Raw genomic sequence first — 22619 nt, forward strand, 5'->3', positions numbered from 1 at the left:
AGTAGTTGCTGTTATATATAATACAAGGACTGAAGGTCCAAGAAAGAACTTTCAGCCCAGTTATTATCATAGAAGATTAGCTTTTACAGACTTTTCTTCACACACTCGCATTACAACACTGGTCTTATGTATACGTTGAAGCAATACCTGCTATGTGCACGAAACATGACAAAGATCGCGCTGTTTTAAATATACACCGAAACACCCTTTTATACCGCCTGAACCGTATTAAGGAAATTACGAATCTTGATCTTGAAAGTGGCGATGAATTTGTCAAAATGATGCTTCATATTAAAATCAGGGAGTATATTACATTCCGTGAATCCGGGAGTACGGATGCATCCCATACCGGGTTTGAACCAATATTATAAGAATATTCATAGTCAAGATCACCGGCTAAGCCGGTGGCTTGCACCACATTCTCAGCTGCCCTTAAAAGGGCATGTTCAGTGCTTCCTTACTCCGGCTTTGCCCAAAAGGGGCTTGCTGGTTTGCTTGTGTGCCAAGCTCACTTTTTCTGATTTGAAAAATAAGTATCAATCCCTTTAGCTCCGATCTTACCAGCCTCCATAGCCAGAATCACAGTAGCTGCACCAGTTACCGCATTACCACCGGCATATACCCCCTCTTTGGAGGTCTTGCCTGTAGATTCTTCAGCCACAATACATCTGCGTCTGTTTACTTCCAGACCTCTGGTCGTTGAGGAAATTAGTGGATTTGGTAATGTACCTAAGGACATGATAACGGTATCTACATCAATCACGAACTCTGAACCTGGGATTTCTACCGGTCTTCTTCTGCCAGACGCATCTGGCTCACCAAGTTCCATGCGGATACATTTCATACCGTTTACCCAGCCATTCTCATCCACCAGAATGTCTATTGGATTGCAGAGAAGGTTGAATATGATCCCCTCTTCTTTTGCATGGTGAACTTCCTCAGCTCTCGCTGGAAGTTCTGCCTCGCTGCGGCGGTAAACCACGTGAACATCTGCTCCAAGACGGAGTGCTGTTCTTGCAGCATCCATGGCTACGTTTCCACCGCCGACAACAGCAACCTTCTTGCCTGCCACGATCGGTGTGTCATACTCTTCACGGAATGCTTTCATGAGGTTACTTCTTGTCAGATACTCATTTGCTGAAAATACACCGTTTGCATTTTCACCAGGGATTCCCATAAATATAGGAAGACCTGCACCGGAGCCGATAAATACTGCCTGGAAGCCTTCCTCCTCAAATAACTGGTCGATGGTCAGGGATTTTCCAATGATTACATTGGTCTCAATCTTAACACCCAGCTTGCGAACATTCTCAATCTCTGCCTGGACAACCTTCTGTTTTGGAAGACGGAACTCTGGAATACCATAAGTAAGTACGCCGCCTGGCTCATGAAGCGCCTCGAAGATGGTTACTTCATAGCCCATCTTTGCAAGGTCACCTGCACATGTCAATCCGGAAGGGCCAGCGCCAATCACCGCAACTTTCTTGCCATTTGTCTTTTCCGGAGCTGCTGGGACAAATCCGTTTTCTCTGGACCAGTCAGCAACGAAACGCTCTAATTTACCGATAGAGATTGGCTCACCCTTGATTCCGCGGATACACTGTCCTTCACACTGGCTTTCCTGTGGGCATACGCGGCCACAGACAGCCGGAAGTGCGGAAGATTCTGCGATCACCTTTGCAGCTTCCTTAAAGTTTTCTTCTGCTACTTCTTTGATAAATCCAGGAATCTTGATGGATACTGGACATCCCTTCATACATTTTGCATTCTTACACTGGAGACAACGCTTTGCTTCCTCCACTGCCTCTTCTACATTATATCCTAAACAGACCTCTTCAAAGTTCGTTGCTCTTACCTTTGGATTCTATTCTCTTACAGGTACCTTCTTTAATACAGCCATTAGTTGTCACCTCCGCAGTTACCACATCCGCCGTGATGTGTCTTTCCCTCTTTTAATTTCAGCAGCGCACGTCCCTCTTCAGTCTTGTACATCTGCTGTCTCTTCATGGCTTCATCGAAGTTTACCAGATGTCCGTCAAACTCAGGACCATCAACACAGGCGAACTTCACTTCATCGCCAACAGTCAGACGGCAGACACCACACATACCAGTTCCATCTACCATAACAGGATTCATGCTGACAATGGTGGGTAAGCCCAGCTCTTTTGTCAGCAAACAGACGAATTTCATCATGATCATAGGACCGATGGCTACACAGACATCATACTGTTTTCCCTGGTTCTGCACCAGGTCTTTGATAACCTCAGTAACCATGCCTTTTCTTTTATAAGAGCCATCATCGGTAGTTACATAGAGATTACCTGCCTGCTCACGCATCATGTTTTCCAGAATCAAAAGGTCCTTATTCTTTGCACCAATAATAACATCTGTATCAATACCGTGCTGCTTTAACCATTTTACCTGCGGATATACAGGAGCTGTACCAACACCACCTGCTACGAACAGGAACTTTTTCTTCTTTAATTCTTCCAGATCCTCTTTTACAAATTCAGAACACTGCCCAAGTGGTCCAACGAAATCACGGAAGGAATCTCCAGCTTTCAGATCAGCCATGCGCTCTGTAGACGCACCAACTGTCTGGAAAACGATGGTCACAGTTCCAGCTTCACGGTCGAAGTCACAGATTGTCAGTGGAATTCTCTCGCCCGTCTCATCTATCTTTACAATTACAAATTCTCCTGGTTCGCAGTATTTTGCTACACGTGGTGCTTCCACATCCATCAGATAGATCTTATCTGCAAGCCGTTTTGCTTTTAAAATCCTGTACATTGTCTTCCTCCTGACCTGTCATGATTCTCGATTTCTGTAAATATTATCTTTTTGTCCGCTCTCTGTATGCACGCCACTGATTTTCAAAGAAATAATCAATTTCAGGAATTGGATTAACGGCTCTCCACTGAATATGAATTTCCTGTTTATCCAATTCTACTTCCTGTATAACATCACTGTGTTTCTTATGATCCAATTTACATCGAAAAATTTCAGGATATTTCTCACCTGGTTTTTCTCCTTCATCATTTGTGTAAAGAGCAGAACCTCTGCTTTCTCCGCCATGATTCACATAATCCAGCATAGCTGCAAGATAAACTTTCTGAGATATGAGCATGTCCCGCAGATGATAGAACATTGAAAATTGGCCGGTCTCCAATACTTTGCAACGTCTGGTCAACAACTCGATATCTTCCTCAACCTCTAAAAGTGCACATTCCATTTCCTTCTTTACTCTGATCATTCCACCAGAATGGCTCATTCGTTCCGTTGCGTGATTCCATATGTCGGATAAGCTTATATCTCCATTGCAACTATTCGCATACCCGATAAACCGTTTCGCCTCTGCCTTTAAATCTTCTTTCAATATCTCATTCAGACCTGATTGCAATCTATCATTGGCAATGTAGGACGCAGCTCTGTAGGAACCAACCTGCCCTGCATTTAACGCTGTTCCCCCCGGTCTTGTAACTCCATGGCTTCCGCATACTTCACCTGCAACAAACAGGCCTTCAATATTTGTTCTCCAGTTATGGTCTGCTGCAAGCCCACCATTGTTGTGTTGTGCACATATTGCAATTTCAAGCCTTTCATGATACAGATCAATATGATGCTCTTTATAAAAATCAATCGCTGGCTGATTCATATGACTCAAACGCTGTATCGGTGTTCCAAAACAGGCCCCCGCTTTATTAAGATACTCGTATGCTTCACCTGAAAGCTGTGAAAAATCAATTTCTGTTCTCTGAGTATTCTCACGATAATCTAAAAAAACTCTTCTTCCACGCAGAACAGTTTCTTGATATATAAGAAGATCGATCATGGAAGAACCACCGAATATTTTATTTGTATCAAATGGCCATTGATAACCCTTCATAAAGATGAGCGAGTTCATTTCAGCAGAATTTTTAAAATAATCCAGTAAAAATTCTCTCTCTTCATTTCCAGATTTATCTGTAGATACAATTTTAGGAAGTACCTGCATATATGTTCCGCTGACGTTCCATCTTGGATTTAAAGATGCCATACCAAATTGCCACTCTGTCAGATTTTTTCCTCTGACACCTGCTTCAAATGCAAGGCCACTGCTTCCTATTTGTGAAGCCGGGTATACACTGTCTTTATAAATCCCTGCCGGTCCACCGGTAGCCATGATCACGTTCTTACACCAGATTATGATATATTCTACAGAATCTTTTTTATTTTTATCCAAACATAAAACACCATGTATTTGATTGTCAGAACATAACAGCTTAATCACCTGGTATTGATTCAAAATAGTGATTCCTCTATCTAAAACATCTTTTTCCAGACACTCTGTCATAATCTTTGATGTGTATGGTCCTGCACTTGTAGCCCTCTTACCTCGATCATGATCTGTCTTGTATCCTATGAATTCATCAAATTCATTACACGGAAATGGGACACCTAATTCAACCAGATGATAAAAACATCTTGCAGAAAGGGACGCTTCGCAGAGTGCAATATCTCCATCAACACATTGTCCTGCATACAGATCCTTTGCTAATTTCAGGATGCTGTCATCATCATCACCCGCCAAAGACAATTTGTAATATGTTTGTTTGTCAGACCCGGTATTTCTGGATGTACCTGCTAATACATTTTCTGCAATAATCGCAACGTCTGTTTTTCCAAACTGATGCAAACGAGCTGCAGCATTAAATCCTGCAGCTCCTGTTCCAATCACTATATTTTCAATACTAAGTTCTCTTAAAGCTTCACTCATCATATGATCCCCCTACAGACGTTTGATATGGAATCCACCATCAACATCTATATAATTACCTGTTGTATAGAGAAAATTATCACCTGCAAAAGCTGAAACAGCCCCGGCAATATCATCCGGAGTCCCCCAGCGTGCAATCGGGAATGTTCCGTCCTCTATAAGTTTATCGTACTTTCCCTGAACCGTGCTCGTCATATCTGTTGCAATAACTCCCGGACGTACTTCATGCACTAAAATTCCTTCTTTTGCCAAACGGTCAGCGTATAATGTTGTTAACATAGAGACACCTGCCTTTGATACGCAGTACTCACCTCTGCTAATGCTTGATACTTCTGCGGAACACGAAGAAATGTTGATAATCGTACCTCTCTTCTTCCCCTCTATATTTTGTTTCAGCATCTGCTTTGCTACAAGCTGAGTCAAAAACATATTTCCTTTTGTGTTAATTGATAATACTCTGTCAAAGCTTTCTTCTGTCATTTCCAAAAGATCTGCTCTTTCTTTTGGAGCAACCCCGGCATTATTTACCAGTACATCGATTCTTCCATATGCTTTCACTGTTTCTGACACAATCTTTTCTCTGTCTTCTTTATTACCAATATTTGCCTGAATGTAAACACACTCAATTCCTTCGGATTTCAGTTCTTCTAACGCTGCCTGATTTTTATACATCTCTCCTGTGGCAACCATGACAACTTGAAATCCGTCTTTTCCAAGTCTGCGAAGAATACCATACCCAATTCCTCTGCTTGATCCTGTAACTACAGCGACTTTTCTCACTTTCAGACCTCCTGACATTTAGCCTCTAAAATTCGATGGCTGGGTTTTCTTGATTTCCATAAACTCTTTATAAAATCCCATAAATGTTTCAGGATCGCGGATCACACAGCCTGTTGGTTTATGTGCACGAATTAAATCACCACATTTTCCACAGGTCATGCATACACGCTTAGGATTGATTCTCCCGGACTTTACAATTTCATTGGCAAAATCCGGGTCTGCAAATGCCATTCTTCCAAATAACATACCATCACATAATCCCTGTTCCACGGCTCCTGCTGAGTAAAGATCTGAGTATTGTCTTAAATAGGTTGGAGCTGAAGCATAGATAATCATATCTGAAACTGCCTTTTTTACTTCTCCAATTCCCTGAATCATGCGGTTAATTCCCACGAATGGATGTTCTTCCGGTAAATATTTTCCTGCATCATAAGGTCTGGTAATGTGAGTAGTTGCATATGGATTTCCCATTGTAAGATTCATCATGGTAAGGCCGTATTTATCTCTTAATTCTTTCACCAGCCTGTTTGGCTCAGTAAAATCCGGTGTAAGTCCACTGGTTTCATTTACACCAAATCCGTATGGATACTCGTAACCATCATAAATTCCCAGTCTTGAAGTCACCATGAAGTTATCATCTTCATATACTTTTGCAGCAGCAATTGCATTTTTCAGCAGCCTTGTGCGATTTTCATAACTGCCGCCGTAGAGCCCCTCTCTGGTATATGCAGAACTGATTTCCGCCAGCAGATATCCATGACAGGATTTAATGTCAACAGCATCAAATCCTGCTGCCTTGGCAAGCCTGGCTGCCTCTCCAAATTTTTCCTCCAGATCTTTCAGATAATCATCAGAAACGATACACGAATCATCTGCGGCTCTAAACTGCTCCAGTTCAGGATGACGATATGCAATCATTGGCGCTGGTTTATTATCCGGATTAGAATATCTTCCGCTATGGTTTGCCTGCATAATCAAATATGGTTCAAAACCATTTGCAATTTTACCGGCTTCTTTGATAGCCGATGTAAATTCTTTATATTTCTCCAGATTATCTTCCGTTAATAATAACTGCGTCTTTGATGAACGTCCTTCTTCCACAATCGAAATCGCCTCAAACCAAATCATAGCACTTCCGCCGATTGCTTCATTTTTATATCTGCGTAATGTATATTCCGAAGGAGAACCATCCGGCAAAGAATCTGCACCTTCCATTGGTGCAATTCCAAGTCTGTTCGGTAATACTTTATTTCCTATGTTAATAGATGTCGCCAGGATATTCGTTTGCTCTGCAAATGGAAATTTTATACCTAATTCATCTGCTCGATCAACTAATTCTTCAAGCGATTTATAATGAAATTTCTCATGTAACATAAATCTTCTCCATTTCTTTTTCATATGCATATCAGAAGATATGCTGATTCAAAGTGATTTACGAAATTCACTCGGTGATAAGTGTGTTAATTTCTTAAACTGTTTTGAAAAATAATTAAAATCTGTATATCCACATTCTAAAGCAATATCTGTTACTGATTGATCTGTTTCAGACAAAAGAAGTTTCGCATGATTAATTCGAAGTGAAATCACGTAACTCATAATGCTGTACCCGGTCTCATCTTTGAAAACGTGGGAAATATAGTCTTTGTTCAGGAACAATTCTGCAGCTATGTCCTCAATGGTGAATTGCTCCATAAAATGATGATTGATATAACTCATCACGTTATAGGCCAGGGTAACACCGGTTCCAACTTTGATATTTGTCAATACATCTGCACATTCCCGAAACAAACTGATAAATATTCTTCTTAAATCAGCACCAATAAATAATTCCCAGTATTCCTTTTTCTTCCTGTATTCCTGCTCCATCTCTCTGATGATGTCATAAATATAGTTCCAAACAGGTTCTGATATCGTCAGTAAATGCGAAAAATCTTTTGGGCGCTTAATGAAAATTGCTATAATTTCTGGATATTTCACCTCATTCTGGAAGAAATCTGGTCTGATTTGAATAATGATTCTTTCATATGGATACTCTAATACCTCTAATGAATGCTCCTCCAACGTATTTAAAACGATAATACCACCTTTACCCAGCACATACTGCTTATTTCCAACTTCATATCGAATTTTTCCATTTAATACAAAAAGTATCTGATATGTGTTTTCAAAGTGCTGTGACAGATTGAATCGTTTACTATCATATCTTCGCTCAAGCCAGAAATCTTCCATAACCTGTTTCTCCTGTTTTTCTTATAAAAAGAAGGTGAAAAATAAAGTTGCAAGCAACACATTGGCCAATATTGCAAATGGCTGTGCTGCACCGTAACCTGCTGTAGGCTCTTCTGAACCAGTTGAACTGATTGCAGCTCCAAGTCCAGGTGCAGATGTACATCCGCCGGCAATCGCACCACTTAAAATAATCCAGTTTATCTTAAACATTTTGTATCCGATAAAGAAGCTTACCAATACCGCAATTGCTTCAACAAAAACTGCTGCAATAGCAAGTTTTAATCCCGAGCCCATTAAGGAATGAATAACATCATAGCCATATCGAAGTCCTACCACTGCCATGAAGAATGTAAGTCCCATCTGATACATACTTCCCAAGCCCTTTGGATCCATCCGAAAGTTCAAAGTTCCAATTTTTCCAATATAACTTAAGATCAAAGCAGCTAAAAGAACGCCTCCTGCTGCCCCTAATGAAAACGACCCTAAAGTGCCTAATGGAATTGTAATATTTCCAATAATAATTCCAATCACAGCAACAATTGCCATAACCATAAAATTTAATGGTGGATATTTTACGTCTTTATTTGCACCTGATTCCTGAACTTCTTTCTCATAATCTTCTTTTTCTTTTTCGATATCAATTCCAAATAATTTAGGAAGAAGTGAAATCATAATAACAATGACAAATACACCGATTGGGAAGGCAACCGTGTATCCCAGACTTACTTCAGATGCCATAGCTTCCTTGTATTTTGTAACCTGCTCGGTTGACAATTCTGAGATATCGGCAGCTGTCAGCTCTCCTGACTGGTCAATCGCTTTTAACATCTCTTCTTTTTGCTCAATCGTTGCATTCTTATACATTGATGAATAGTCAACATTATTCGAAGCGTCTAATGCTGTACCATATCCAGGTGTTGAGGTCATTGCGCCGGCAAACATACCAACTGTCTGATGGGCTGAAGCTTCTTCATTAGAGAATACGGTTAAATGGATTGCACCTGCAACAATCATAGAAACAAGAGGTATACAAACTCCGATTACGACAAATTTAATACCTTATTTTTTAAATATTGCGCCTATTCCGCTTCCCACTTTTAAACCAATGGATAGTAAGAACAGCAGCAGGAAGAATGTAAAAAAGATATTTGAAACAACGCCTGTTGATAAAATGGATTTCGCATTGGAATAGCCTACGGCGCCCTCCTGCACTGTCTTTGCCCACTTTGTTAAAAAGTAGCCGATAATAATTCCACTGAATATACCGCCAGAAACTCCCAGTGAGAAATTTTTAATTTTAATTTTTCCAATTAACAGTCCTACCGCAATTGCAAGAAACATAAGAAAAAACTGATTTGTTCCAACAGTAATTATGTATTTCATTTTGATATCCCTCTCTGTTTATAAGTGGAAAATGCGTTTTGCATTTTCGGACAATATTGCAGACTTCACATCGGTTTGAAGATTCAGTTCATCAATACATTTTAAGGTACGATTAATATATCCCGGTCCCTGTTCTGGATCAAATGGCATATCTGAAGCAAATAATAAATGATCCTTTCCGAAGAAATCAAGACCACATCGAATTGCAGAGGTTGATCCAAATGAAGCAGTATCAGCATAAAATTTCTTAAATGTATCAATCGGATTCCCTTTCATTTTTGTCTTCGTCAGTTCTTCTTTTAATTCAGGTGCTGTTCTTCCACCATACATTTTAAGGCCGTTTTCAATTCTTCCAGCCAACATTGGAATCATTGCTCCGACGTGATGTGTTACAATTTTGATATCCGGGAAATCCTCAAAGATACCTGAAAAAGCAAGTCGCGACATTGCAACAGTCGTCTGATATGGCCATCCTATCGTAAACCACAGCTCATATTTTGAACGGTCTTCTTTTGGAAACTCGGGTGTCATTTGCCCACCAACTGGATGAATTAAAATGGGTAAATCCAATTTTTCACATATTTCATAAATGGGCCAGTATTTCTCCTGATCAATCGCTTCTCCATTCATATGTGTATAAATCTGAACGCCCTTTGCTCCCATATCCTTACATCTCCTGATTTCATCAACAGATGCCTGTGGATTATTAAACGGAATTCCTGCTATAAATCCTTCATATAAATCAGGATTCTGGTCGACAATCTTTTTAATTTCATCATTTCCAATTGCTGCTAGCCGCGGAGACTTATCTGGACTTGCAAAGGATTCCACTGGTGGTGAAACAATGTTAGGAATCTGCTTGTATCCTGGAAATTGCTGCATTACTTCGCGTCGATAATCCATATCGGCCATTGATTTTATTTTCAGTGCTCTTAAAAACATATGCTGCGTGTTTGGTGATTCAGCCATAGCAATCTCTGCATACTTTTGAGGCATAAGATGACAAAATACATCAATTGAATTCATATTCTTCTCCTTTTTTATCAATTTACCGGTAATCATTTTGATATTGTCATTATAACATTTGCGCTTTTTTGATTCTTGTACTTTTCTGGTATACATATGTACTTTTCTGTTGCTTTTTTTCACAAATAATCATATTCAACAGTTATTTTTTTGTATATATAAACTTTTTCTTGATTACTAAAGGAACAGAAACGAATTTTTGATGATTTTTGTTATATCTTTGCGTACTTTTTATACATTTTTCACATTCAGCAATATACAGAGTTCCTTCATATCATCCAGAATATCCTCAAATGTCAGAACCTGATGACATCCGACAGCAGTATCAATATAGTGTGCAAAATCATCAAGCTGGATTCTCATCTGAGTTCTGCAGTTTGGCTCATATCTGCCCTCAACACTGATTCCTTTGTTAAATGTCATTACATTCTGCACTCCAGAATAGCGGAACATACTTATTTCCAGGCCCTGGTTATAAAATACTCTCGGTGAAGCTCCAGCTCCTGTCTCATGGTGATTTCTAAGTATAAATTGCTGCTTCTCCCCATGGACACGAAGGGGAGCCGTACAATGTGCAAAGTTTATTGTATCATCGCTTTGGAGACATGGATTTGCCATCCAGGGTTTCTCATGCGTTAAACTGTGCATCATCAACATGGTCACTGCGCTGTCAATATCTCCTTCACAAGCCGCAAACCACTCTGTTTCACCATTAATATAGCTGACACCAAGACATGGATTAACTCCAATTCTACCAATCAGGTCAAAGCAGGCAATAGCAAGTCCATTCGATTGATGAGCCTGAATCAACTTCATCATCGCTTTCGCAAGCCGCGAACATTTCATAATATCATCATCCGTCGGTTCTTTAATCTCACTTGCATCCTTACGGTAATATTCATAAATCTCTTTTGCTTCGTCAACTGTGGTATTTTCATACAAATCAATTAACTCCGCTGGTGTTGTAACATCTATTTCGATTCCCAACTGCTTCTCATAATCCTCATATTTTCTTGATACACTGATAACCCATGGTTCAGGCCCGTTTATAATTGTGATCTTTCCATTTTTCACCGTGTCATAAGCTGCAACAATCTTGCGGTATCCAGAAAGCTGTTCAAAATTTTTCTTTAACACCACTATCTTTTTTTCATCTCTTTTCAAAACTCCAAAGGTATCCATCAGAGTGGGGGATGCATTCTTACAAAGCATCTTATCTGTCAATTCCAGAGAATAATTACCAGGAACATATCCTGCAAACAGAATTATTTTTTCAAAAGGCTCACTCAGTCTGATAATATCCGGCTGTACAGAACCACTGCACGGAACAACAATCAGAGTATCACAGTCTGTATATTGATTCGCTTCGCTTAAATCCCCATCGATCACCGTAACTACAGTATCACCAGCAAATTTTTCCTTTATTTCGTTCACTGCCTGTTTAATTTCATTTTTATTGTTCCAGTATTTTGTTGAGAAAAATAACGCTGTCATGTTTTTCATAATGTTTTCCACCTTCTATTATTTTGTAAGTTTACGAAGCAATATATAAACAAAAATCGCAGTAATAAAACCATTTAATGGCTGAATTCCCATAACCAGAAATTTTGACACGCAGATTCCACAAATCCATGCCGCAAATGCGCTGACTCTATAAGCAGGCATATTCTCGAACACTTTCACATACTCCCTCTCCACTATCATAAAATGTGCAACCAGGGTTCCACCTACTGGTGGAATAGCAGTACCAATAAGTCCCAGCATGGATAAGAATGTTGCTGTAAATCCCTGGGCAGTCATAACAATGCCGATAATTCCAGCGAATATACAACAAGGAATGATAAATGACTTTGCAGAAAACTTTCCATCATCACAATCTTCACTATTTCTAACCACTTTTGTAATATTTGCAAGTGCCTGTGCCGCAATAAACAACACAGCCTGTCCGCTCGTAATAGTCAACAATAAATAAATGCAAAATGCAACTGCAGACATATTAAGATTTGCCAGAATCTTGACGATATCGCTCTGCCCCGTTCCCAAAGAACAAATCAGTCCAACTGTTTCCAACAATGTAACACATAAGAAAGCTCCAATGGTAACAATCCACACATAACCAGTTTTTTTCACGAAACGTGTGATATCTGAACTGAAGGTCGCACCCGTCATCCAGCTTGCTGTCACCACGGACACTACCGTAAAGAATGAGGTCGGTGCAACCGGAACTGCTGCGGTAATATTAGCAAAACCGATTTTTTGCCCAATTGTGATAATTCCATAAACTACAAAAACTGCAATTGCCGGTACGCCAATTTTACTGATTACACTCATGCCTTTGAAACCTTTTAAATTTATCAGAGTTATCATAACCAGGTACAAAGCAAGTCCATAGTATGGTGAACCAAGATGAAACAGTGAGTCCATCATGCTCCCTACGAGTGCACTGTATACACTTACAAATACCAGTGAGAACAAACTGACGATCGTAGAGGTAACTACCTGACCTCTGATACCAAATACAGGCTTAAACATATCCGTCGAAGACCTCTGTGTCTTGATTCCTACATATCCGAGTATTCCTGCGTAAAATGCTAAAATCATATTGCCAACAAGCAGCGCCAGAACACCATCCATAAAAGTTAACTGATTTCCAACGTTTCCTCCTAAAACAAATGCAGTAACACTCAATACATAACCTGCAAACACAAAGAATACACTCCCTATACCTTTTGTTTCATTTTGCATAATACCCTCCAAATATTTTCAAATTGACTTTTATATTTGCTTCTCATATAATGACTTTATAATCTTTTCAAGAATGGAGAACTTGCATGGACTACTCTCATCTACCCGCTGTCAGTTGTGTTTACTCCGAAGAACAGCTTTTATGTTCCTTCGTCAATCCGAATAAACCATCTTTACATGAATCTGAAGCGCATTTTGAGTATGAGATGATTCTTGTAACTGCTGGTCGTGGTACCGCTGTCATTGAACACCAGAGCTATCCCATAGGCAGAAAGTCCCTCATTTTTATCAGTCGCCTGGAGCGACATCATTTTTTAATTCAAGAGCAACCTTATTGCCGTTTTGTTGCATCCATGTCAAGTGATTTAATTCTTACCAACATTAAGGACATTGAACTCGTTTCCATCTTTCTGCAGCGGCCAAAAAATTTCTGCCATGTAGTTCAGTTAAGCGATTCAGCTTTCCTCCTACTTCATCCCTTATTTGTAAGAATGACTAATGAATTTGTACGCAAAGATGCGTTTTTTACATCCCGTAGCGCATCTCTTGTAGTGGCTATCCTCATAGATTTGTACAGAACCCATCCTGAGGCCTTCCCAATGCGTAGTCACACAGGGATTTCTTTTGCTGTGGTAGAGACACAGCGATATATCAATGATCACTATAAGGAAAAAATCACACTGCAGAATATTGCCAGTCAAGTCTTCGTAAGTCGCCACTCTCTGTCTCTTGCCTTCAAAGACATTGTAGGGGACTCTTTCAAAGATTATTTAATTATGTTCCGGCTAACCGAGGCAAAAAAACTTTTAGTTACAACAGATCTGTCTGTGGAAGAAATTTCCGAACAAGTAGGTTACATCAACGTCAATAATTTTGTACGCATTTTTAAAAAGCGAGAATTCATAACACCACTTCAATATCGGAAAAAGTTTTCTTCATCACATAGCAAATTATAACATTATGTCTGCATCTTCTCTATATACGTGCAAATTCAAAAATATACCTTTTGTTACCTTTTGACAAAACAGTCCTTTTTAATGGTTCAAAATCACTTATAATTATGGTAGTCAAGACCATCAGCGTAGCCCAGCATCATAAGCTTAGGGAACAAGCAAAGGAATCTGTTATAAGTGGGCAGATTCTTTTATTATGATAAAATATAGGCAGGGGGCATGTGGAAAAATGTATTTAAAAAGATTCCCAAATTCTCAATAAAAAAATAATTTTATACTTGACAAGTAATTTTAATATGCTATACTGAGGCGGTAATCGGAGGACTTATAATCGTAAGTATAAGACCGGACAAGATACCGAGTAGACGGTTTTTCGGAGGCTACCCTTGCGTATGAGGGTGCCGGATAAGAATAGCCGTTTTAATCGGTTTTCTTATCCGGCTTTTTTATTTTGCACAATACAAGATATGATTAAAAGTCCATGTAATATCATGTTCGATCAAAAGGAGGAGTACATTATGGAAAAATAGAGATGTACGATGTGCGGCTAATTCATGAGTAAAAATTATCGGATGGCTTTGAATCCCCTGTTGTAAACAACCGTCTCAATACTATAGTACAAAATTTATTTATGTAAGTGGTTATCGGAGGACTTATAATCGTAAGTATAAGGCCGGATAAGATACTGAGCATACGGTTTAGCGGAGGGCACTCTTGCGTATAAGAAGCCCGGATAAGAGAACCGTTTTTGTTCAGATATTTTATCCGGCTTTTTTAATGTAAAAAGGAGGAATAAGCGATGGATTTTCTGAACGGAAAAATTAAACCGATGTACTTCAAATACCTGTCTGCCGCATTCGGAAGTGCCATGATCACCTCTATCTACTCTATCGTTGATATGGCGATGGTGGGCCAGTATCAAGGCCCCAGCGGTACAGCAGCACTGGCAGTCGTAGCTCCCGTCTGGAATATTATTTATAGCCTGGGACTTCTGATGGGGATTGGCGGTTCTGTTATTTTCAGCACGAAGCGAGGTAGAGATTCTGACAGACCAGGGGACGAAAATCAATACTTTACCGTAGCGGTAATTGGGTCTGTAATTCTGTCCCTGGTTGCATGGGCAGTCATTCTAGTTGCGGATCAGATAATACTCAAGTTTTTTGGAGCGGATGATACTTTGCTTCCCTTGGCCCAGGAATATATGCGGCCTATTAAATTTGTGTTCCCGCTCTTCCTGTTCAATCAAATGTTGGCCGCATTTTTGAGAAATGACAAAAATCCGGGGCTTGCTACATTGGGTGTGTTGAGCGGTGGTATCTTTAACATTTTGGGTGATTACATTTTCGTTTTCACCTTTAATATGGGTATCTATGGCGCGGGATTGGCAACGGCGATTGGTTCTGCAATCTCTTTCATGGTTCTGCTGACCCACTTTTTCAGCCGCAAGAATTCTCTGGTATTTGAACGGCCAGCGGCTATATGTAAGAAGCTGCGTGAGATTTCCGTAACCGGCTTTTCGACTTTCTACATTGATGTTGCGATGGGGATTCTAACTGTGTTGTTTAACCGGCAGATTATGAAATATCTCGGCGCAAATGCATTGGCAATTTACGGCCCAATCATCAACGTAAGCACTTTTGTTCAGTGCTGTGCTTATAGTGTGGGGCAAGCGGCACAGCCGATAATTTCCACAAATTACGGTGCGGGTAATGGGAAAAGGATTAAGGAAACTCTACGGTATGCACTTTATACAACGGCCTTTTTTGGTGTGTTTTGGATTACTTTGAGTTTCATTTGTCCGAATTTGTATATCCGAATTTTTATGGAACCTACTGCGGAGATTTTGGCGATGGCTCCAACGATTATTCGCTGTTACGCTTTGTCGTTCTTACTGCTTCCGTTAAATATATTCTCAACTTACTATTTCCAGGCGATACTCAAGCCCAAAGCGGCCTTTATCGTATCTGTATCGCGTGGTCTGGTCATCAGCGGCATTTTAATTTTACTTCTGCCGGTTATAGCCGGAGCCAATATGCTTTGGTTTGCGATGTCAATTACGGAATTGCTGGTCATGTTTTATGCTGTCAGCAGAATCCGCACCTATACGAAAAGATTACCTGGTGCGCCATTGACGGTAGAAAGGAGTTAATTTTTATGTATCAGATTATTACGATTGGACGTGAGTTTGGCAGCGGTGGCCGCGAACTGGGCCGCTTGCTTGCAGAAAAATTGAATATCGCCTATTACGATCAGGAAATCATTACGGAGATTTCCAAGCGTACCTCTCTTGCGGAAGACTATGTGCAACAGTTTGTTGAACAAATTCCGGCATTCCCGATTACAATTCATGTTGGGCGGAGTTTTTATCCAACAGTCAATCCTGTTTTTGAACAGCGAACCGCGATTTATGTGGAGCAACATAAGCTGCTGAAAGAACTTTCAGAAAAGTCCTCCTGTGTGATCGTGGGCAGATGTGCAGACTATATTTTGCGTGAAAAGGCTCCGTTTCGCCTTTTCGTATATGCGGACTATGAGAGCAAACTGCGCCGGTGCCGGGAACGGGCAGCCGAGGAAGAACAGCTTTCAGAGCAGGAAATGAAACGAAAAATGGCTGAGATCGACAAGGGACGTGCCAGATATTATGAGTTTTATAGCGACCAGAAATGGGGCGCACGGCAAAACTACGATTTGATGGTGAATACCTCTTATGCCGACCTGGAGAAAATCGCATTGGCGGTTTCTCGCTACATAAAGTGAGGTTCTAACAAAATATAACGCTGTATTCTTCGGAGGATATGCGGCCACAGCCGCAATATCGGAAAAGGAGTCGGGTGCGCTCGGTTACGTAAGGGAACCGGGCGCATTCTTTATTGCAGAAAGGATGATAGATATGAAACTTGTGCTACATTTTATCAAGCGACATTGGGTTTTGTGTGCCGTTACTATTTTACTTCTGTTTATTCCCACACTGGCAGCGGAAATGCTCAACTTGGGTACATCGGGCGCCTCTTTTAATCTGCTGGTAAACACTGGTATTAAGATGGCTGTGTTTTCTGTTATTTCCGGTGCCGGTGGTATTTTAGGCGGTTATACCTGCTCGGTGTTAGCCGCCCGTGTAGGTAAGGACATGAGAACTGCTATCTATGAAAAATCGCTAAAACTGTCCGTCTCCGATTGCGAACAACATTCTCACCGCCCGCCGATTGGAATGCCGCTAAAAAATTAGTATTCTGATACTTGGCAAACCACGACATACGAAGCCATTCCCACCAGCCAGGGGCTGATCCCATATTCACGGCAAACTGGCAGCAATACCAGTATAAATAAAGAATAACAGGTTGCCATATCTACAATCAGGAAACGGGTCACCAGAACAGCGATTGCTACCACGGGCAGAAACAAATAGATACGCTCCGCTAACAGAATGAAAACAGGGCCAAGAACTGTCCCTATCCACTGGTCGATTTTTGCCTCTGTAATGACAGATACCAGATTGATGGCCCCGCCCGTAAAGACAATTAACCCCCAGGGAATCCTGTTCTCAAAATCCTGTCATGTTGAAATTCCGGATACGGATAAAAAACATAATCCCAAAATAGCGGTAACCGCTGCCGGAATTCCAAGCTTTTGCTCCATAATCCATAAACACACATAGCCCAACAGGATTGCCAGTGCAACCTTCTCATCTTTTATTATCGGACCCAGATTCAGATACATAGCCTGGACTTTCTGCCTGTCACATGCTTTATCTCCGGATGGCCTGTATAAAACCATGATTGGAAACAGCCCCATAAGACCGCATAAAATCCCCCATGGCAGCGATTAAGAGCCAGATTGTTGTACTGGAAAAACTCCCAAATGCAATCTGAAACGGCGCAATTCCCAAAACCACCCATACACAGCACATGAGAAGAATCACTATATAATCTTCCATTGCTTTTGTAATCCAATTTCACCTTAGGATAACGGTTTTGAAAAGCAGTCATAGCCTGTGCTAATTCCTGAACACTGCGTAGTTCATTGCAGCCGATAGAAATAATGCCTGTCAATGTTTCTTCATTTTGCGCCACCTCACTCTTTGCTTTTTCTGCCATTGCAACTATGTCCTGCGCCCTGCGCCGGAATAAAAAGCCTTCATCCGTCAGCAAGACACTGTGATTGGTTCTCTCAAACAACTTTACCCCCAATTCATCCTCCAGCTGCATTAATTGGCGGGAGAGGGTTGGCTGTGTCACATGAAGCAGTTGTGCTGCTTTGGTGATATTTTCTTCTCTGGCTGCCATGAGAAAGTATTCTAAAACTCGGATATCCATTGGATTACCTCCTTTTTTACACAATATCATGCATGACATTCAAAATCAATACAGATATCCACTAGCAGAAGAACCAAAAGGCCCCAGGAGCATCCATCTCCCAGGGCCAAGGCATCTATTTCTCACGCCCTGAAAAACACCCATTTCCAGGCCGCAATTTCACTCGATTTTCTTTCAAAAACCACCACATCTTGTGGTCTTATCCATCGTATCCGTTCAAAAACCGCAAGTGGCATCTAAACTACCGTAGCTTAATGTACTGTTACAATAGAATAGATGCCACTGAATCATGATACTTCATAATAATGTGTGAATTTAAACTATTTTTCAAATCTCCCCAAAACTTCGGCATTTTCTACTGACATGTCTAATATTTCCTGCCTTCTGTCTAAAACCCCATATGGTGGCTTACCATACGTTACTGGCCCATTTTACCCTCCCAACATCGGTTAATCAATCGCCTGTTCTGTCTCATCTCCACATCCGGTCAGTTCTTGCCTTTGGACACCATAGTAGTAAATATTGTCTGATAAAATATATATTTACCTGGTTATTCATGGTCTATCCAATGATGATACCGCCGTTTACCCCTCTCCCCAGGATAGCATATTGCCATCTTCCCCATCCTGTTGGTATTCCTCACAGTAATCAAGGTAATATGTCACGTCAAAACCATCCGTTTCCGTATATAGTTCTGCCACTTCTGGCCGTTCTCGAAGCATGTCACCAATCAACTGTTGAAGTTGGGGACACTCCTCAATGCGCAGGCCACAGTGTTCATCCAGTTCAGCAAAGTATATCATCCAGTTCCCGCTTGATGTATTTTGGGTGCCGTCCTGTATGATGAACTCTACTAACGCCTGAAGTTTCTCATCCACTTCTGCCATCTATCATGCTCCACTTCTTTCAATGCCTACGGGTGTACTGATTCAATTCATGCCTCTGGACATATCATAGTTCCCCTGCCATATGTTCCCTGCCTTTTCTCTCCCCTGTTCCATCTTCCTCTCGATTGGTCGTATTCCGTCTTTCCTGCCCCCTCATACCTGCCCTTCCCTCACCTGACTCCCGGCTTTCAATGTATTCCCTGACTGCTGGCGGCACATATTTTTCATACAGTTTCTGCAACGTCTGTTGGAGTTCTGTCTCCAGGTCCGCCTCTTTCTTCCTCATGTACTTTTCCAATGCAGACAATTTTTCCTCATCATATCTCAGTTGTATGATAGCCTTCTTCATAGAAAACCTCCTTAAATTCCGCTGACTTCTGTTAACTTAAGAAGCCAATCCATCCTCTATCCGCCTCTGTACACATGGCCTGCCCCTCTCCTGTATCACAGATAGACAGCTCCTGTTTCTGGACGTCATAGTAATAAACATGGTCCGATAAGATTTCCTCTTCCCCCACCTCATTTTGATTTATGCACCGGACCATCTCTTCCAATTCGTCGTATATGCCATAATCAGGTAAGACAATCCATTCATGGATAGAGCACGGCAGAAGGATAAAATTTCCACCTTTGATAGCAGCAAGTTCCTCCACAACTTCCGGGTACAGAATGCAGGAAGCACCATATAAGCCATCCTTGGTTGTTAACACACTCCAAATCTTGTTACGTTCCGGGTCATCATGCTCATGGTTACTTTCAATCTGCAGGCTTTCACCTAATTCGCTGATGACCTGCTGAATGCCCTTTATGATATGGGGTGCATTCTCTCTGCGTTGCTCCATGGCTACACGAAACAGCTCTTCTTCCCCCCGGACTCCCAGTCTCTCTATGCTCTCATTATTTAAAATGGCAGTCATCGTGTCCCCCTGTGCATCCTTAACCGCATACCGGTAAATGAGCGCCAAATCTGCAACCATCCGATGCGGGACCTGGGCCAGCAGCTCCTGATTCTTGTCCGCGTGAATCAACTCCATGCGGATGTTATCCAGAATCCGGTCCTTCTTAAAAAGTGGACCCTCCAACTGATTTCCTATTCCCTCCCTCTCGACCAAGGTCAGTAACCGGCCGGCAATCTCATCCGTTCCTGTCCCGTACAGTACGGATTCAGCATAGTACGTATCCATGGAAATGGAAGGCCATGCCTGTTGGCCGGGTATCGTTATAACGATTGCAAGGTTGGTTTCCTGATTCACTTTCATAGGATTCCTGACTGAGACATCATAATCCATTCCTCTTTCCTGGTACGCTTCCTTCAGTTTCCCAGCGATTACCGATACAAATTCCTCAAAAAGCAAGTGTTTTCCTCCCTGTTTTCAAGATGGTTCTTCCATTGTTTCCTACATTCCCATCTGCATACCGGTGCTTTCCTCTTCCACCTGGTCTGCTCCATCCGTCTTAGGTGTGTCTGGTTTTGAGGACGCTGCCGTAGCAGTCTGCCGTTCCTGCTTTTTATTTCGTTTCGTCCCGCTGCTTGTTGCAGTCCCCTGCACTACCTCCTGTACCTCTTCTGTATCCGGCGCAACCTCACCCGTCATCTGAAACTGGATAAAATCTCTGGTGGGTTTGGGAACCATCCTGTTATACAGTCTTTCCAGCTGCTCCTCCATCAATGTCTCCAGACTCTGCTGCTCACGGTTCAGAAAAAATAATAAAACATTCAGTTTATCCTCTGGGAATTCAATTGTAATGTTCTTCTTTGTCATAATCATTTCCTCCTTACATTTTCATTTCGGGTGCCTGGATATCATCCTCATCGGCAACCCATAACCTATAATCCCTGTCACTGCAGTACCCTCAACACAAAGGAATCCGGCTTTCGTTCAAACTGTATCTTCATTTGCATGCTCCTCCCGACCGTACTGAGCAGGGCAGGCCGTCCATACAGGACCTGCTTGTCTGCATCGAACAGATTCCTATATACCACCTTGCCGCGTGATGATGAGGCATCCACTACCATCCCATTTCCTGCATACACACCTACATGGGTGATATTCATATAGCGTCCGTTAGGTTTATGGGACCAGAACACCAGGTCGCCTGGAACAAGACTGGACTTTGCCACTACCAGCTCATGTTCCATACAGTACTGCGCCTGCTCTGCTGCGGTCCCTGGAAGATGGACGCCCAGCTGACGATAGGCCCATAGGGTAAGGTAACTGCAGTCTGTATACGTTCCCTGCCCACGTTTTTCCTGTGAATATGGGTCCCCCAGCCTGGACATAACAAGCTGTACGGCCAGGCTTCCTGCTTCTCCTTCCGGCAAATCCCTGCAGATGGCTTCGTATTCTTCCGGTGTGAGGGTCCCGTTCCAGTCAGACCAGTCCACAAAACCATCCCCTTCCGTAGGTGCACCTACTCCATATACCATCCGGTAGTAGATTTCATTTGCGTTAGCCTGGTCCATGTCACTTACCGGCTTGATGCGTGAACGGATATTTCCATAAATCTCCGGCTGACTGGTAAGCGGGATTGCCACCAGATAGGTTTCCTCCGTTGTGTTTCCTTCCTCATCCGTCTCTTCTCTGGTTCGTTCTTCGTACCGCACAAAGCAGTCCACGAACTCCTGCGCTGCTGACAATGGGACAGGGAGGCCATCGTAATCATAAAAAAGCGAATAAAAGATGGATTTCACCAGCATACCATCCATCTCCCCTTCCTCAATCAGGCCCGTGACTTCGTCCATTGCATTACCAATCCGGCGGAAGCTGTCCTGCATCCCTGCAATGAACTGCCGGTATTCCTCTGGTGTCCCTTCCGGTACCTGTCCATTTTCAAATACAGTCCGTACCGCATCCTGGTTATGCCGGGTCATCCCCGCCAGCGTTCCCATCATGAACAGGATAACCATGAGGATAGGGGATAGGATGACTCCCATCACAGTCACCATTCGTTTCCGGTTCGTTTCATCCGCTGCCGCAAGGATGGACGCCTTTGCTATGGCCCCCAGAACAGGTGCTGCCATCCGGACTCACCTCCTTCCTGTTCATCATTGTTGGAAATCCATCCCAGCCATCCCGTTCTTCTGGTCCTCCTGCTGCATTGCCATCTGCTCCGAATAAGCGACGGCGTTCTCCAGTACCGCCGGAGTGAATCCTGCATTCCGATAGCCTTCCCGAATAATGTTTAAATATCTGACGGACGGATGGCCAAAGGAATGGCCTGGTGTCATGACATATACCATTGCATCCATCCGTTCCCTTCCCATGGAAACCTCCACCTGTTTTTTCCCATATAGTTGCGGATAGCCCTCATAGCGGTCCAGGGCAGCCTCATCCGCTCTCTGGATTCTCCATATCAGGACAGGTACACGGCTGCCCTGTTTGGGTTCGATGGTCGCAAATGCCTGTTCCCGGTGACCTTTAAACAGCAATTCATGGTCCATAAGTTCTGCCAGCCCTACGACCCTGGCGGTCGGGCACCTGCGCTGCATCTGGGTCAGGCTCAGGTTTGAGCCATATGCTACATATAATATTCCTTCCTCCATTCT

20 protein-coding genes and 2 pseudogenes are annotated in these 22619 nt (G+C 42.1%); 4 read left to right on the plus strand and 18 right to left on the minus strand.

The window, feature by feature from the left end; genetic code table 11:
• Window positions 1-508: 508 nt before the first annotated feature.
• The 11 genes and pseudogenes from gltA to I2H39_RS28355 form a co-directional block, all read right to left on the minus strand.
• Window positions 509-1900, minus strand: a pseudogene (gene gltA, locus I2H39_RS28305) (NADPH-dependent glutamate synthase).
• Complete coding sequence (locus I2H39_RS28310; protein WP_195628074.1) at window positions 1900-2790, minus strand: sulfide/dihydroorotate dehydrogenase-like FAD/NAD-binding protein; 891 nt, start codon at window positions 2788-2790, stop codon at window positions 1900-1902. Before I2H39_RS28310 ends, gltA begins: the two are co-directional and overlap by 1 nt.
• A 43-nt stretch (window positions 2791-2833) precedes the next feature.
• Window positions 2834-4759 (minus strand): FAD-binding protein, encoded by a 1926-nt coding sequence (locus I2H39_RS28315; RefSeq protein WP_195628075.1) that lies wholly within the window; start codon window positions 4757-4759, stop codon window positions 2834-2836.
• A 9-nt stretch (window positions 4760-4768) separates the two neighbouring features.
• On the minus strand, window positions 4769-5536 hold the full coding sequence (locus I2H39_RS28320; RefSeq protein WP_227147730.1) for a 3-ketoacyl-ACP reductase: 768 nt from the start codon (window positions 5534-5536) through the stop codon (window positions 4769-4771).
• Between the two features lie 18 nt (window positions 5537-5554).
• On the minus strand, window positions 5555-6910 hold the full coding sequence (locus tag I2H39_RS28325) for a flavin oxidoreductase/NADH oxidase (protein WP_195628077.1): 1356 nt from the start codon (window positions 6908-6910) through the stop codon (window positions 5555-5557).
• Window positions 6911-6958: 48 nt separating this feature from the next.
• A complete protein-coding gene (locus I2H39_RS28330; protein WP_195628078.1) occupies window positions 6959-7765 on the minus strand; it encodes a helix-turn-helix domain-containing protein in 807 nt (268 codons plus the stop codon).
• Between the two features lie 21 nt (window positions 7766-7786).
• Entirely contained in the window at window positions 7787-8437 is a 651-nt protein-coding gene (locus I2H39_RS29375; RefSeq protein ID WP_319638405.1) for a hypothetical protein, read from the minus strand.
• Window positions 8432-9148 (minus strand): annotated as a pseudogene (locus I2H39_RS29380) (hypothetical protein); the annotation flags it as partial. The pseudogene I2H39_RS29380 and the gene I2H39_RS29375, both read right to left, overlap by 6 nt.
• 18 nt (window positions 9149-9166) lie before the next feature.
• On the minus strand, window positions 9167-10270 hold the full coding sequence (locus I2H39_RS28345) for an amidohydrolase family protein (protein ID WP_207747020.1): 1104 nt from the start codon (window positions 10268-10270) through the stop codon (window positions 9167-9169).
• 135 nt (window positions 10271-10405) lie between these two features.
• Window positions 10406-11677 (minus strand): hypothetical protein, encoded by a 1272-nt coding sequence (locus I2H39_RS28350; protein WP_195628082.1) that lies wholly within the window; start codon window positions 11675-11677, stop codon window positions 10406-10408.
• Between the two features lie 18 nt (window positions 11678-11695).
• Window positions 11696-12919 carry a cytosine permease gene (locus tag I2H39_RS28355; protein ID WP_195628083.1) on the minus strand — a complete coding sequence of 408 codons (1224 nt, stop codon included), beginning with the start codon at window positions 12917-12919 and terminating at the stop codon, window positions 11696-11698.
• Window positions 12920-13005: 86 nt separating this feature from the next.
• Between I2H39_RS28355 and I2H39_RS28360 the strand changes: the two genes are divergently transcribed.
• From I2H39_RS28360 to I2H39_RS28375, 4 genes are all read left to right on the plus strand, one after another.
• Window positions 13006-13875 (plus strand): AraC family transcriptional regulator, encoded by an 870-nt coding sequence (locus tag I2H39_RS28360; RefSeq protein WP_195628084.1) that lies wholly within the window; start codon window positions 13006-13008, stop codon window positions 13873-13875.
• A gap of 796 nt (window positions 13876-14671) precedes the next feature.
• Window positions 14672-16021, plus strand: a complete 1350-nt coding sequence (locus tag I2H39_RS28365; protein ID WP_195628085.1) for an MATE family efflux transporter — start codon at window positions 14672-14674, stop codon at window positions 16019-16021.
• A gap of 5 nt (window positions 16022-16026) precedes the next feature.
• Window positions 16027-16629, plus strand: a complete 603-nt coding sequence (locus tag I2H39_RS28370; RefSeq protein WP_195628086.1) for a cytidylate kinase-like family protein — start codon at window positions 16027-16029, stop codon at window positions 16627-16629.
• 133 nt (window positions 16630-16762) lie between these two features.
• Window positions 16763-17098, plus strand: a complete 336-nt coding sequence (locus I2H39_RS28375; RefSeq protein WP_195628087.1) for a hypothetical protein — start codon at window positions 16763-16765, stop codon at window positions 17096-17098.
• 481 nt (window positions 17099-17579) lie between these two features.
• Here I2H39_RS28375 and I2H39_RS29720 read toward each other — a convergent pair whose 3' ends face one another.
• The 7 genes from I2H39_RS29720 to I2H39_RS29390 form a co-directional block, all read right to left on the minus strand.
• The gene (locus tag I2H39_RS29720; protein WP_195628089.1) at window positions 17580-18185 is read right to left on the minus strand and encodes a LysR family transcriptional regulator; all 606 of its coding nucleotides are present in this window, start codon (window positions 18183-18185) and stop codon (window positions 17580-17582) included.
• 584 nt (window positions 18186-18769) lie between these two features.
• The gene (locus tag I2H39_RS28390) at window positions 18770-19072 is read right to left on the minus strand and encodes a hypothetical protein (protein WP_195628090.1); all 303 of its coding nucleotides are present in this window, start codon (window positions 19070-19072) and stop codon (window positions 18770-18772) included.
• Between the two features lie 64 nt (window positions 19073-19136).
• Window positions 19137-19421 carry a DUF6103 family protein gene (locus I2H39_RS28395; protein WP_195628091.1) on the minus strand — a complete coding sequence of 95 codons (285 nt, stop codon included), beginning with the start codon at window positions 19419-19421 and terminating at the stop codon, window positions 19137-19139.
• Window positions 19422-19452: 31 nt separating this feature from the next.
• On the minus strand, window positions 19453-20427 hold the full coding sequence (locus tag I2H39_RS28400) for a DUF5688 family protein (protein WP_195628092.1): 975 nt from the start codon (window positions 20425-20427) through the stop codon (window positions 19453-19455).
• A gap of 42 nt (window positions 20428-20469) precedes the next feature.
• Window positions 20470-20835, minus strand: coding sequence for a DUF6103 family protein (locus I2H39_RS28405; RefSeq protein ID WP_195628093.1), 366 nt, complete (start codon window positions 20833-20835; stop codon window positions 20470-20472).
• A 77-nt stretch (window positions 20836-20912) separates the two neighbouring features.
• Window positions 20913-22094, minus strand: a complete 1182-nt coding sequence (locus I2H39_RS28410; RefSeq protein WP_195628094.1) for an NlpC/P60 family protein — start codon at window positions 22092-22094, stop codon at window positions 20913-20915.
• 24 nt (window positions 22095-22118) lie between these two features.
• Window positions 22119-22616 carry a gamma-glutamylcyclotransferase family protein gene (locus I2H39_RS29390; RefSeq protein WP_227147733.1) on the minus strand — a complete coding sequence of 166 codons (498 nt, stop codon included), beginning with the start codon at window positions 22614-22616 and terminating at the stop codon, window positions 22119-22121.
• Window positions 22617-22619 lie beyond the last annotated feature (3 nt).

Source organism: Clostridium sp. 1001283B150225_161107_B6, from assembly GCF_015556325.1.
Taxonomy (GTDB): Bacteria; Bacillota; Clostridia; order Lachnospirales; family Lachnospiraceae; genus Enterocloster.

What these genes read in the sequence shown, in the direction of transcription:
- I2H39_RS28310 (WP_195628074.1), bottom strand. Translation starts at nt 2,790, where the DNA reads ATGTACAGGATTTTAAAAGCAAAACGGCTTGCAGATAAGATCTATCTG.
- I2H39_RS28315 (WP_195628075.1), bottom strand. Translation starts at nt 4,759, where the DNA reads ATGATGAGTGAAGCTTTAAGAGAACTTAGTATTGAAAATATAGTGATT.
- I2H39_RS28325 (WP_195628077.1), bottom strand. Translation starts at nt 6,910, where the DNA reads ATGTTACATGAGAAATTTCATTATAAATCGCTTGAAGAATTAGTTGAT.
- I2H39_RS28330 (WP_195628078.1), bottom strand. Translation starts at nt 7,765, where the DNA reads ATGGAAGATTTCTGGCTTGAGCGAAGATATGATAGTAAACGATTCAAT.
- I2H39_RS29375 (WP_319638405.1), bottom strand. Translation starts at nt 8,437, where the DNA reads ATGATTTCACTTCTTCCTAAATTATTTGGAATTGATATCGAAAAAGAA.
- I2H39_RS28345 (WP_207747020.1), bottom strand. Translation starts at nt 10,270, where the DNA reads ATGTATACCAGAAAAGTACAAGAATCAAAAAAGCGCAAATGTTATAAT.
- I2H39_RS28350 (WP_195628082.1), bottom strand. Translation starts at nt 11,677, where the DNA reads ATGAAAAACATGACAGCGTTATTTTTCTCAACAAAATACTGGAACAAT.
- I2H39_RS28355 (WP_195628083.1), bottom strand. Translation starts at nt 12,919, where the DNA reads ATGCAAAATGAAACAAAAGGTATAGGGAGTGTATTCTTTGTGTTTGCA.
- I2H39_RS28360 (WP_195628084.1), top strand. Translation starts at nt 13,006, where the DNA reads ATGGACTACTCTCATCTACCCGCTGTCAGTTGTGTTTACTCCGAAGAA.
- I2H39_RS28365 (WP_195628085.1), top strand. Translation starts at nt 14,672, where the DNA reads ATGGATTTTCTGAACGGAAAAATTAAACCGATGTACTTCAAATACCTG.
- I2H39_RS28370 (WP_195628086.1), top strand. Translation starts at nt 16,027, where the DNA reads ATGTATCAGATTATTACGATTGGACGTGAGTTTGGCAGCGGTGGCCGC.
- I2H39_RS28375 (WP_195628087.1), top strand. Translation starts at nt 16,763, where the DNA reads ATGAAACTTGTGCTACATTTTATCAAGCGACATTGGGTTTTGTGTGCC.
- I2H39_RS29720 (WP_195628089.1), bottom strand. Translation starts at nt 18,185, where the DNA reads ATGGATATCCGAGTTTTAGAATACTTTCTCATGGCAGCCAGAGAAGAA.
- I2H39_RS28390 (WP_195628090.1), bottom strand. Translation starts at nt 19,072, where the DNA reads ATGGCAGAAGTGGATGAGAAACTTCAGGCGTTAGTAGAGTTCATCATA.
- I2H39_RS28395 (WP_195628091.1), bottom strand. Translation starts at nt 19,421, where the DNA reads ATGAAGAAGGCTATCATACAACTGAGATATGATGAGGAAAAATTGTCT.
- I2H39_RS28405 (WP_195628093.1), bottom strand. Translation starts at nt 20,835, where the DNA reads ATGACAAAGAAGAACATTACAATTGAATTCCCAGAGGATAAACTGAAT.
- I2H39_RS28410 (WP_195628094.1), bottom strand. Translation starts at nt 22,094, where the DNA reads ATGGCAGCACCTGTTCTGGGGGCCATAGCAAAGGCGTCCATCCTTGCG.
- I2H39_RS29390 (WP_227147733.1), bottom strand. Translation starts at nt 22,616, where the DNA reads ATGGAGGAAGGAATATTATATGTAGCATATGGCTCAAACCTGAGCCTG.